Annotated in this window: 11 protein-coding genes; 5 read left to right on the top strand and 6 right to left on the bottom strand. The window is 37.0% G+C overall.

Annotation, left to right across the window (positions count from 1 at the left end; all coding sequences use genetic code 11):
- Window positions 1-326: 326 nt before the first annotated feature.
- Together JEM65_RS14800 and JEM65_RS14795 are read right to left on the bottom strand one after the other, a co-directional pair.
- A complete protein-coding gene (locus tag JEM65_RS14800) occupies window positions 327-620 on the bottom strand; it encodes a chaperone modulator CbpM (protein WP_199601084.1) in 294 nt (97 codons plus the stop codon).
- Window positions 617-1525, bottom strand: coding sequence for a DnaJ C-terminal domain-containing protein (locus JEM65_RS14795; protein WP_199601082.1), 909 nt, complete (start codon window positions 1523-1525; stop codon window positions 617-619). The genes JEM65_RS14800 and JEM65_RS14795 overlap by 4 nt, the downstream gene beginning before the upstream one ends.
- 190 nt (window positions 1526-1715) lie before the next feature.
- Between JEM65_RS14795 and JEM65_RS14790 the strand changes: the two genes are divergently transcribed.
- The 3 genes from JEM65_RS14790 (at window position 1716) to JEM65_RS14780 (ending at window position 5100) form a co-directional block, all read left to right on the top strand.
- On the top strand, window positions 1716-2327 hold the full coding sequence (locus tag JEM65_RS14790; protein ID WP_199601088.1) for a SprT-like domain-containing protein: 612 nt from the start codon (window positions 1716-1718) through the stop codon (window positions 2325-2327).
- Between the two features lie 124 nt (window positions 2328-2451).
- Window positions 2452-3534, top strand: a complete 1083-nt coding sequence (locus tag JEM65_RS14785; RefSeq protein WP_199601080.1) for a mannose-1-phosphate guanylyltransferase — start codon at window positions 2452-2454, stop codon at window positions 3532-3534.
- Between the two features lie 93 nt (window positions 3535-3627).
- A complete protein-coding gene (locus JEM65_RS14780) occupies window positions 3628-5100 on the top strand; it encodes a DUF389 domain-containing protein (protein WP_199601078.1) in 1473 nt (490 codons plus the stop codon).
- Window positions 5101-5162: 62 nt separating this feature from the next.
- Here JEM65_RS14780 and JEM65_RS14775 read toward each other — a convergent pair whose 3' ends face one another.
- Both JEM65_RS14775 and JEM65_RS14770 read right to left on the bottom strand, forming a co-directional pair.
- Window positions 5163-5930, bottom strand: a complete 768-nt coding sequence (locus JEM65_RS14775) for an ABC transporter ATP-binding protein (protein ID WP_199601076.1) — start codon at window positions 5928-5930, stop codon at window positions 5163-5165.
- Entirely contained in the window at window positions 5930-6667 is a 738-nt protein-coding gene (locus tag JEM65_RS14770; RefSeq protein WP_199601072.1) for an MlaE family ABC transporter permease, read from the bottom strand. The genes JEM65_RS14775 and JEM65_RS14770 overlap by 1 nt, the downstream gene beginning before the upstream one ends.
- Window positions 6668-6780: 113 nt before the next feature.
- On the opposite strand from JEM65_RS14770, the gene pafA reads away from it, so the two are divergent.
- Window positions 6781-8448: an alkaline phosphatase PafA gene (pafA, locus tag JEM65_RS14765; RefSeq protein ID WP_199601070.1), complete on the top strand. Its 1668-nt coding sequence runs from the start codon at window positions 6781-6783 to the stop codon at window positions 8446-8448.
- A 3-nt stretch (window positions 8449-8451) separates the two neighbouring features.
- Window positions 8452-9255, top strand: coding sequence for a DNA/RNA non-specific endonuclease (locus JEM65_RS14760; protein WP_199601068.1), 804 nt, complete (start codon window positions 8452-8454; stop codon window positions 9253-9255).
- On the opposite strand, the gene JEM65_RS14755 is transcribed toward JEM65_RS14760, so the two are convergent.
- Together JEM65_RS14755 and JEM65_RS14750 are read right to left on the bottom strand one after the other, a co-directional pair.
- Window positions 9248-10438, bottom strand: coding sequence for a glycosyltransferase family 4 protein (locus tag JEM65_RS14755; RefSeq protein ID WP_199601066.1), 1191 nt, complete (start codon window positions 10436-10438; stop codon window positions 9248-9250). The two genes, JEM65_RS14760 and JEM65_RS14755, sit on opposite strands and share 8 nt — an antisense overlap.
- A gap of 1 nt (window position 10439) precedes the next feature.
- The gene (locus JEM65_RS14750) at window positions 10440-11498 is read right to left on the bottom strand and encodes a 3-oxoacyl-ACP synthase III family protein (RefSeq protein ID WP_199601064.1); all 1059 of its coding nucleotides are present in this window, start codon (window positions 11496-11498) and stop codon (window positions 10440-10442) included.
- Between the last annotated feature and the right edge of the window lie 90 nt (window positions 11499-11588).

Below are 11588 nucleotides of genomic sequence, written 5' to 3'. Positions count from 1 at the left end.
AGCCTGATTAATCATAAAGCCTCTTTTTAAGGGTCGACTATTTAGGACTAAAGATTGTGAAAAAAGATATAGGTTTATAAATTAGAACATCTCTAGAGTTGATTGTTCGTAACACATCATAATGATATAAATTGATTCATTATAATATGTGCGTTTTATCAAAAAAAAACAATTATTTGTTTCTGTTTAGCGTAAATCTGCGAGATCAGCGTGGGTAATTTTTCCCTACGCTTATTTTTGTTTCCCGCTGATTACGGAGATGTTCGCGGATTTTTTACCTGTATAACAAAAAACGGATATACAATTCTCTATAAATGCGTTAGAGTTTATTCCTCAAATATCCGTAATCTGTTTTTTGCAGCGATCAATTCATTTTGCAGCGTATTGATTTTTTCCAAAAGGTTCATCACGGTGTCAATGCCTTCAAAATTAATATGTAAATCTTGATGTAATCGGATTATCGATTCTAAATTTTTAATATGGTCATGATGGACGCAAGGTGCATGTTCAATGGTTGTTATTTCAATTAAGCCATACTCATTTAAACCTTGAAAAAAGGAGGTTTCCACTTTGTAGTGCGTGCATAAGGTTTTTAAGGGGATATAAGTTTCTGTACTCATGATTTTAAATTTTTAAGTTCAGTGAACAACTCTTTTTCTTTAGAAGATAGATTGGTTGGCATGACAATATCATAGGTAATATAAAGATCGCCATACTGCCCCTCCTTTTTATATACAGGGAATCCTTTACCCTTAAGTTTTACTTTAGTGCCGTTTTGGGTTTCTGGCTTGACCTTTAGCTTTACTTTACCATCAAAAGTGTCTACGGTCACATCGCCACCTAAAATTGCTGTATAAAGATCAATGGTTTCTGTTGCATATAGATTAGAGCCATCACGTTTAAATTCCGTACTGTTGCTGATGTTAAATTCAATCAACAAATCGCCATGTGGTCCGCCATTTACGCCCGGGCCTCCTTTTCCGGTTATCTTAATAACCTGGCCATTTTCAACCCCCGCAGGAATGGTCAATCTGATGTTTTTCCCATTTACGGTCAGTACTCTTTTTTGTGTTTCATAAACATCTTTTAAGTCTAACTGTAGTTGAGCGTTGAAATCCTGACCTCTAAACCCTGTCCCTCTTCCACGGCCTCTAGAGGCGCCACCGCCCCCAAACATAGACTCAAAAAAATCTGAAAATTCGCCATCTGAGAAATTGCCCCCACCAAAATTACCAGAACCCTGTTGCTGATACTGCCTTTGCGATTGGTACTGGCGTTGTGCTTGTTCCTGTGCTTCGCCGTGTTGCCAATCTTTGCCATATTTATCATATTTTTTGCGCTTATCAGCGTCACTCAATACTTCATTGGCCTCATTGATTTCCTTGAACTTTTTCTCAGCTGTTTTATCGTTTGGATTGACATCCGGATGGTGTTTGCGTGCCAACTTGCGGTAGGCCTTCTTTATCTCAGCTGTTGTGGCCGATTTGTCAATGCCCAAAATTTTGTAATAATCTATAAATGCCATGTAATGTCAGTTGTTATATATAAGATGTGAGTATTTTTAATTCTAAGTTGCTGGGTTTTGCTCTACACCCACTTTGTCAATAAAGATAACCATTGCGCAGTGGACTAACTTTAATTATATGGTAAACTTTTGTTGCCTAAAATTACAAAATTCTTTACACATTATGCCCAAATCTCGTATTTTTGCCCCCATGCACAATACGCTTCAAGAATACATTCCGTATCAGGCAATCCCTGATGTTATCGAGCTTTTAAAGCATGATAACTTGGTGGTGAAAATCAAAAAAGAACGCAAGACCCGACATGGCGATTACAGGAAATTGCCAAATAATAAACATCAAATAACCATCAATTCTAATCTCAATCATTATCGATTCTTGATAACTTTAATTCATGAAATAGCTCATTTTGAGGCTTTTAATGATTACGGGAGATACATTAAGCCACACGGGAAAGAGTGGAAGCATACCTTTCAACGCTTAATGTTGCCTTTTTTGAATCCGAATGTGTTTCCGATTGAATTGTTGCCGCTTTTGGCACGGCATTTTAAAAATCCGAAGGCCAGTAGTGATACTGATGTTAAATTAGCATTGGCTTTAAAACACTATGATCCGCCCAATGATAAAACGTATATTTTTGAAGTTCCGTTGGGAGCGGAATTTAAACTTTACAATGGACGAATTTTTCGAAAAGGAGTTAAAAGACGTACGCGCCATGAAGGTGTTGAAGTAACGTCAGGAAAGTTGTATCTTTTCAACCCAAATGCGGAGGTGGAGCTTATTCCGGCACAGACAGAAGTTTAATGGGTTAGAGTATTGTTTTAAAACAAGGTTCTAAAATGTTGAAAGTTTTCTTTTTTAAAAATGGAATATTAGAATATAGATTAATGATTCCGAAGTTTCGGAATTGCATTAACAACATAATGATATGAAAAATAAAAATTATTACGCCATTTTGATGGCGGGTGGCGTAGGATCACGATTCTGGCCTATGAGCACACAGGATTTTCCAAAGCAATTTCATGATATGTTGGGCACTGGAGATACCCTTATCCAAAAAACATTCCAGCGGCTCTCAAAATTAATCCCAAATGAGAATATTTTTATTCTCACCAATGCGATGTATAAGGATTTGGTGTTTGAGCAACTACCAGGAGTTACGGAACGTCAGGTATTATTGGAACCTGCAATGCGTAATACAGCACCTTGCATTTTATACGCCTCTTTAAAAATACAAAAGGAAAATCCTGATGCGGTAATGATTGTTGCTCCAAGTGATCATTGGATTGAAGATGAATCCAAATTCACCCAAAACGTACAACAAGCTTTTGAGTTTTGTGAAAAAAATGATGCCTTGATGACCTTGGGGATTCAGCCCACATTCCCAAATACGGGTTACGGGTATATAGAATATGACAAAAACACTAATGATACTATAAAACCGGTACGACAATTCAGGGAGAAACCAGATTATGACACCGCAAAAACCTTTATCAGCCAAGGTAATTTTTTATGGAATGCGGGCATATTTATGTGGAGTGCTACTAGTGTAATTAAGGCCTTTCAATTTCATCAACCTCAATTGTTTGAGGTCTTTGAAAAAGGAATTAATATTTATAACACGGATGATGAAGATCTCTTTATTGCCGAGAACTACGGAAAGTCAGAAAATATTTCAGTGGATTATGCCATTATGGAATCTTCTGAAAATGTCTACGTCTTACCCGCGGAATTTGATTGGAATGATTTGGGTACTTGGGGTAGTTTGTATGATAAATTGAATAAAGATGAGCATCAAAATGCCGTGGTAAATGCCAGAGCTTTGACTGAGGATGCTTCAGGTAATATGATCAGAACTAAAAGCGATAAGATTGTAGTGGTTGACGGGCTTAAAGATTATATCATAGTTGACAAAGACGAAGTTTTGCTTATATTTCCGAAATCTAAAGAGCAGGATATTAAACAAGTGCTACAAAAAGTGAAACAAGAATTTGGAGAAAATTACGGGTAATCACTTCAATACTTAAAATGCGCATTGAGTAACCTAGACGATATACCACTAGATTATATTTTGGTTTATTAGTAAAACCCAATAACTGAATTGATGGAAGAAAATAAGTTCAATTTTTCAGAAGAAGAAAAATCAAAAGAACAGGATAAAGCAGTTGAAGCGACTAAAGACGCTGTAAAAAAGGATGCTCAAGGGTTATGGGTAAGCATTAAAAAGTTTTTTAGCGAGTTGTTGGATTTTCGTGAAGACACTGACAGAGATGCAACTTTGGCAGCCATTAAAGGCGATATCCCATTTAAAGGCGCCACCGCTTGGATTCTTATTTGCTCTATTTTCGTGGCTTCTATCGGGTTGAACGCCAATTCTGCTGCAGTTGTTATTGGTGCCATGCTAATTTCTCCCTTAATGGGGCCAATACTTGGGGTTGGACTTTCCATAGCTATCAATGATATTGATACTTTAAGACGCTCATTGATAAATTTGGTCATCATGATTGTCTTGAGTTTGACCACGGCATTTTTATTCTTCAAGTTTTTTCCACTAAGTGAAGATACTTCCGAATTATTAGGACGTGTAAAACCTGATATTCGGGACGTCATGATTGCGTTTTTTGGTGGTTTGGCGCTGATTATTGCCAGAACTAAAAAAGGCACAATTGCCTCAGTAATTTTTGGTGTAGCCATTGCAACAGCATTAATGCCGCCTCTATGTACAGCCGGTTACGGATTGGCAAAAGGTAATTTCCCTTACTTTTTTGGTGCGATGTATTTATTTACCATCAATACTATTTTTATTGCGTTGGCAACCTTTCTAGTGGTCAAAATATTGGGTTTTCCGATGTTGAAATATGCCAATTCAGCAAAGCGTAAGCGTACGTCCAGAATAGCCACAGCAGTTGCAGTTGTCGTGATGATTCCTGCCATCATTACGTTTATTGATGTGTGGAGACAAAGTAAGTTTGAAAATGCTGCACAAGCGTATATAAAAAATGAATTGGAAGGCTTACCCCATGCTGATTATATTAAATCTAATGCGGTGTACAAGTATTCAGGGATTGAAGGCAAGCAATCCATTTTAGAATTTAATAGTTTTGGATTAGATCAAATACCAGAAAGTACGATTTCTGTTTTAAGAAGTCGTTTAAAGGATTACCCTTCACTGTTCAATACAAAATTGGAATTTAATCAAAACAGATCTAAAAATTTGGATAATTTGAGATACATGTCGCAGTTGCGATATCGCGATTCTTTGGATTTGTTGTCTCAAAACGAGAAGATAATTTTTTTAGAAGACAAAGTTCGAAAATTATCAAAATACGAAGCACTTCAAATTCCTTTTGAAGAATTGACCAAAGAAGTGAAAATCAACTATGAGAATATTGATAGGCTGTCATACTCCAGTGTCATTTCATCCAATTTTAAAAAGCTAGATACAATATCAGAATTTACAGTGAAATGGAATAAAGATGTCAAAGAAGATGATATTGCTAAGGAACAAGCAAAATTGAAGCGTTGGTTAAAGCAGAAGTATAAAATGGACTCTTTGGTGGTAAGGCGTCAAAGTTAGGTGCTACTCTAATTAATCATGCAATTTGATGAGTTTACGAAAACGTGTAGCGAAGAAACGCTCTATAGATCTTCTTCTAAATACATTTTTTGTACTCTCTTAAATAAATCGGACGAATACACAAAGCCGGTCACTGCTTCATTATCTGTTTTAAATATGTTTTTATTGGAGCCTTCCCATTCTTTAAGTCCATCTTTTAAGAACACAATTTTTTCCCCAATTTCCATTACGGAGTTCATATCATGCGTGTTGATGATGGTTGTGATATCATATTCTTGAGTAATTTCTTGAATGAGGTTGTCAATAACCGTCGCTGTTCTTGGGTCTAATCCAGAGTTCGGTTCATCACAAAATAAATATTTTGGTTTATTTACAATAGCTCTAGCAATAGCGACACGTTTTTGCATCCCACCCGAAGCTTCACTTGGTAATTTGTTATGGGCATCATCAAGATTGACTCTTTTTAACACAAAATTGACTCGATCTTCCATTTCGCTTTTGCTCTGTTTTGTGAACATCCGCAACGGAAACTTAACATTTTCTGCAATGGTCATAGAGTCAAAGAGTGCACTACCTTGAAAAACCATGCCCATTTCTGCTCTCAATTCACTTTTTTCGTCAGAAGACAAATCAGAGTACTTTCTGCCATCATAAGAAATTGAGCCTTTTTCAGGAGTAAATAAGCCGAGCAATGTCTTTAGAAATACTGTCTTTCCAGAGCCACTCTGTCCGATAACAAGGTTGGTTTTTCCCTTTTCGAAAGTGGTGGAGATGCCTTTTAATATTTCAGAACCACCAAAAGATTTATGGATATCATTGACTTCAATCATTAGCTTAACATCATTTGGGTTAAAATATAGTTTAGTAGAATAATTGCCACACTCGTCCATACAAAAGAGGTGGTACTAGCTTTACCAACTTCCAATGCCCCACCCGTCATGTAAAATCCATGGTAGGAAGGAATAGTTGCCAATAAAAAAGCAAAAACAAAAGTTTTAATAAATGCATATAGCATATGAAATGGTATAAAGTCCATTTGTATCCCTGCAATATAGTCATCTAAAGAAGCAAAGCCTCCAAAAACACAAGCGGCCATTCCGCCAAGAATTCCTAAAAACATAGCAATAGAAATCAAAAACGGATAGAGCATTAGCGCAATGAATTTAGGAAACACCAAATAATTGATGGCATTGATCCCCATAACTTCTAAAGCATCAATTTGCTCAGTAACGCGCATCGTTCCAATGCTTGAGGTGATAAAAGACCCAACCTTTCCTGCCATAATAATGGAGATAAAGGTGGGGGCAAACTCTAAAATAACCGACTGCCGTGTTGCGAAACCCACCAGTGTTTTTGGAATGAGCGGATTGGTCATATTCAGAGCGGTTTGAATGGTTACAACACCTCCAACAAAAAACGCAATAAAGGATACAATACCTATGGAATTAATAATTAAATCATCAATATCCTTAAATACTAGACGCCGCATCACAGACCATTTTGTGGGCTTGCGGAATATTTCCTTTATCATCAAAAAATATTGACCAATACTATGTAGGTAGCTCATATTAAATTTTATTACTGCTAAAGTAAAAAAAACTGCGACGTATTTAACCTTAATTTAAAATTATCATATTTTAAAAAGCTGTATTTTTGATATTTAAACTCAACCTAAATATCATGAAAATTTCTCTTTACAGCATTATCCTCACATTGTTTTTTGTTTCCTCTTTTCAAGCACAACAAAATAATACTAAAAGCAAGGCGAGCAAAGATAATACTATTAGTACGCAACCAAAACTAATTGTGGGCATTGTTGTGGATCAAATGCGTTATGATTATTTAACTCGTTTTTATGATAAATATGGTGATGGAGGTTTTAAGCGAATGATGACTGAGGGCTTTGATTGTAAGAATCATCACTTTAATTATGTACCAACCTACACAGGTCCTGGACACACTTCAGTGTATACCGGAACAACTCCAAAATATCACGGCATCATTGGCAATAATTGGTATGATAAAGAAATTAAAAAATCAGTTTATTGTACAGAGGATAGTACTGTAACATCCATAGGTACTACTCACGATGCAGGGAAGATGTCACCAAGACGAATGAAAACCACCACATTTGGAGATGAGAATAGACTTTTTACTCAAATGAGAGGGAAAACAATTGGGATTGCCCTTAAAGATAGAGGCGCTATTCTTCCTGCGGGACATACGGCAAATGCCGCGTATTGGTTCCACGGTGCGGACGAAGGGCGTTGGATTACAAGTACCTATTATATGAGTGAAATGCCACAATGGGTTCAGAAATTTAATACGTCAAATCAAGCCCAATCCTATTTAAAGGAATGGAATACCTTATATGATATTGCAACCTACACGGAAAGTGGTTCTGACGAAAACACATTTGAAGGCGGTTTTAATGGTAAGGAAACTGCTACCTTTCCTTATGACTTAATGGCTCTGAACGATAAAAATATGGGCTTTGACATCATAAAAGCAACACCTTATGGAAACAGTATTACTACCGATTTTGCTTTGGCAGCCATTGATGGTGAAGCATTGGGTAAAGATGAGTTTACTGATGTCTTGGCCATTAGTTATTCCAGTCCAGATTATATAGGACATAATTTTGGCGTCAACTCTAAAGAAGTTCAAGATACCTATTTACGACTTGATAAAGATTTGGAACGCTTATTTAAAGGTTTGGACGCGAAAGTGGGCAAAGGTAATTATACAGTTTTTCTTACCGCAGATCATGCCGCGGTAGAGGTGCCGGCATATTTGAAAAGTGTGAATATTCCCGCAGGTTATTTTGATGGAAGAGTATTTAAAGAGCAATTGTACGCCTTTTTAAAAGCGAAATATAAAACTGAAGATCTTGTTGAAACAATCAGTAATAACCAAATATTCTTAAACAGATCAAAACTTTCAGAGATGGACTTGGATCTCTATGAGGTTCAGAATGCTATTGTAAATGAAATAATAGCCTATACACATATCGATAAAGCCTACTCAGGAATATCCATGTCACAAACATCATTTACAACCGGTATAGAGGAATTGATTCAAAATGGCTATAATCAAAAACGTTCTGGAGATGTGATTTATATTCTAGATCCGGCAGTTATCTCATACAGTCAAACGGGTTCAACGCATGGGTCGTCGTTTAATTATGACACACACGTACCGCTATTGTTATTTGGACATGGTATTACCCATGGCAGTACTTATAAAAAAACACATATCACTGACATTGCACCTACAATGTCTGCCATTTTGGGCATTAGCTTTCCTAATGCAGCTACGGGTCAGCCTTTAGAATTTGTATTGGATTAAATTTTGAGAAAAAGAAAACTTTACGGAATTCTCGCGATACTTCTTGTTATAGGCGTATATGGCTATGAGCATTTTATTAATGAAAAAGATGTCGCGGAAAGTGTAAGGGAAGGGGCAAGTGTCAAGTCAGAAAGCAGAACTTTTTATTTGCCCACAAGTACAACCGGTCAAGTGGTCCATCACAACGGCTATTCCTTATCTTATAGTGAGCCCCATGAACAGGCAGAATGGGTGGCCTATGAACTTAAGAAATCGCACCTTTCCAAATCAAACTTTAAGCGGCCGTATTTTGAAGTTGATCTAGCGGTCAAAACAGGAGCCGCAAGTTGGCGTAATTATAAAAATTCTGGTTATGACCGCGGACATCTCTGTCCTGCAGGAGACAAAAGCTATACTAAGGAGGCCTATGACGAAACGTTCTTGACAAGTAACATTAGCCCCCAGACCCATGACTTTAATTCGGGCATTTGGAATACCTTAGAACAAAAAGTGCGTTATTGGGCTCGCAAATATGATGGTGTATTTGTGGTTACGGGTGGTGTTTTAAAAGGCGATTTGGAAACCATAGGAAACGAGAGGGTTGCCGTGCCTAATCAGTTTTATAAAGTAATTTATGATGCAGAACATGAAAAAATGATTGCGTTTTTAATGCCACATCGCGATTCTGAGGAACCCTTATACAATTTTGTGGTGCCTGTAGATTCTGTAGAGGTGTTAACGGGTATTGATTTCTTTCCTGAGTTGGAAGATGCACTTGAAGATAAATTGGAAGCCTCAAGCAGCTATAAAGGCTGGAGTTTTAATTAAGTTCTTTATAAATGTTTAAAAATTGTCGGTCTGTTTTGTTTTCATAAAGGGCAAGCAATTTTTTCTTACCATTGGCCCCAAGTTCTGCACGTAAAGATTTACTTGTTATCAATTCATGCACTGCCTGCTTAAATTCTTCTTTGGTGCTGTAAAGTAATCCAGATGCTGAACTTTCTATGAGTTGCTGCTGTGCCTTGCACTTGGTGGCCAATATCGGGATTTCACCATACATATACTGAAATAATTTATTGGCAACGCCCGAATCGTGTTGGGCATTAACTTGAAATGGCGCTAAACCAATCGATATTTTCTTCAGGTAGGCAGGAAGGTATTTTACATCTGCCCAAGGAATATACGTGATATAATCCTTTAACACCGGGTGATCAATAAAGCTTTGGAACCTGCTTTTATCAGCCTTATCCGTTGGTCCAATAATAAGTGTGTGAAACTGCGTTCCTTCTTCCAGAAGCTCAATAATCCAAGGTAAAACATCCATGATTCCTCTGCGTTTGGCAACCACCCCAAAGTAAAACAGGGTTGGTAAATCAGAATCGAAAGCTACAGCATAATCTGTTTTTTCAAAGGCTTGATAGCTTTCAAAATCCGGCATGTTGGGATGCACATAAATGGTGTTAGATTCTAAAAACGGAAACCGCTGGGTCAGATCCTGTTTAAAAGAATCGCTCAAAACAATCAGATGGTCAGCGTATTTTAAATAGTCGCCTTCTTTGTGATACCATTTTTGAGGCTGCACTACATATTTTCGCCATCCTTTAATAGCCCATTCATAAGAGTTAATGGCAGCAGGGTAGTTTTCGTGTAAATCTAAAGTGAGCGGAATATCGTGTTGTGAGTGTTGAATTCCTTTGCTGGCCGCTTTAGCTAAATAAAGGTCGTGCACATGTAAAGCGTCCAACTTATGTTTACTGATAAATGTAGTAATATGTTTTTGCCACAACGCTTCGTAAAAGTTGAAATTTGTGCTTAATAGTACAAGTAAGTCGCGTACTTTTCGGGGAATTCTAACCCTTTCTACAATAAGATTAGGATAAGTTTTATAGGTTTTTTTGAAATCAAAACAGAGTACAGAAATGCTGTGGCCTTCTTGTTGCAACAAACGTATTTCTTTTTGAACACGGTGGTCATGGTCAAATTCATTATCTACAACAACACCAATTTTCATTTTAGTATTGATAAACTATGGTATTGATATGCATGCCTCCACCAACACTGGCAAACATGATAATATCACCTTTATTCACGCTCTGGTTTGCTATCTTATTGTTTCTGACCAGATCAAAAAGGGTAGGAATTGTGGCCACAGAACTGTTTCCTAATTCCTGAATACTCATAGGCATAATGCCTTCAGGAATTTCAGCATCGTAAAGTTTGTAGAAGCGTTTCAGAATGGCTTCATCCATCTTTTCATTGGCTTGGTGAATGAATATTTTTTTAACATCTTTGATATCAAGATTGGCTTTATCCAGACAGGTTTTCATGGCTAGTGGCACATGCTTTAGAGCGAATTCGTAAATTTTACGGCCATCCATTTTAATATAGCGCGTGTCAGGGCACAACTCTTTATTATTGGAATTTCCGAAAAACAGGTAATAGGCTTCATCATACGTATAGCTTCCAGTTTCATGGGCTAAGATACCCCCTTCTTCATCTGTAGCTTCAATAACTGTCGCGCCAGCGCCATCACTATAAATCATCGAATCACGATCGTGTTTATCTACCACCCGGGATAACGTTTCAGAACCAATTACCAAACACTTTTTAGCGATACCTGCTTTTATAAACGCATTAGCTTGGATAACACCTTCAATCCAACCAGGACATCCAAAAAGAATATCATAAGCAACACATTTAGGGTTTTTGATCCTTAAACTGTGCTTAACCCTTGAGGCTAAACATGGCAAGACGTCGGTTTGCACCGTATTGTGTTTGACATCACCAAAATTATGTGCCATGATGATATAATCCAATTCTTCCGGATCAATACCCGCATTAGCGATTGCTTTTTCTGCAGCAAAAAATGCCAAGTCAGAAGACGTTAAATGATCAAAAGCGTAACGGCGTTCGTTAATTCCTGTAATAGCCTTAAATTTCTCAATAATTACAGAATTGGGATGTGTTAAACTAGAGCCGTCAACATTTAAAAATTGATGGTTATGAAAGTCTTCATTTTTTTCGATACTTTCTGGGATATAGCTACCGGTACCAGTAATCTTTGTTGCCATTGTCTTTAAATTTGTTCAATTTACTAATGTACTTAATAATCGTTTTGAATACAGCTAATTGTTGGCTTTTTTAGTCTTTTTTGCCAAATT

This window comes from Gelidibacter salicanalis (assembly GCF_016469035.1).
Classification (GTDB): Bacteria; Bacteroidota; Bacteroidia; order Flavobacteriales; family Flavobacteriaceae; genus Gelidibacter; species Gelidibacter salicanalis_A.
This window is presented reverse-complemented; position numbering and strand designations above follow the sequence as displayed.

Coding starts and splice junctions, on each gene's coding strand:
- JEM65_RS14800 (WP_199601084.1), bottom strand. CDS start 620: ATGAGTACAGAAACTTATATCCCCTTAAAAACCTTATGCACGCACTAC.
- JEM65_RS14795 (WP_199601082.1), bottom strand. CDS start 1,525: ATGGCATTTATAGATTATTACAAAATTTTGGGCATTGACAAATCGGCC.
- JEM65_RS14790 (WP_199601088.1), top strand. CDS start 1,716: ATGCACAATACGCTTCAAGAATACATTCCGTATCAGGCAATCCCTGAT.
- JEM65_RS14785 (WP_199601080.1), top strand. CDS start 2,452: ATGAAAAATAAAAATTATTACGCCATTTTGATGGCGGGTGGCGTAGGA.
- JEM65_RS14780 (WP_199601078.1), top strand. CDS start 3,628: ATGGAAGAAAATAAGTTCAATTTTTCAGAAGAAGAAAAATCAAAAGAA.
- JEM65_RS14775 (WP_199601076.1), bottom strand. CDS start 5,930: ATGATTGAAGTCAATGATATCCATAAATCTTTTGGTGGTTCTGAAATA.
- JEM65_RS14770 (WP_199601072.1), bottom strand. CDS start 6,667: ATGAGCTACCTACATAGTATTGGTCAATATTTTTTGATGATAAAGGAA.
- pafA (WP_199601070.1), top strand. CDS start 6,781: ATGAAAATTTCTCTTTACAGCATTATCCTCACATTGTTTTTTGTTTCC.
- JEM65_RS14755 (WP_199601066.1), bottom strand. CDS start 10,438: ATGAAAATTGGTGTTGTTGTAGATAATGAATTTGACCATGACCACCGT.
- JEM65_RS14750 (WP_199601064.1), bottom strand. CDS start 11,498: ATGGCAACAAAGATTACTGGTACCGGTAGCTATATCCCAGAAAGTATC.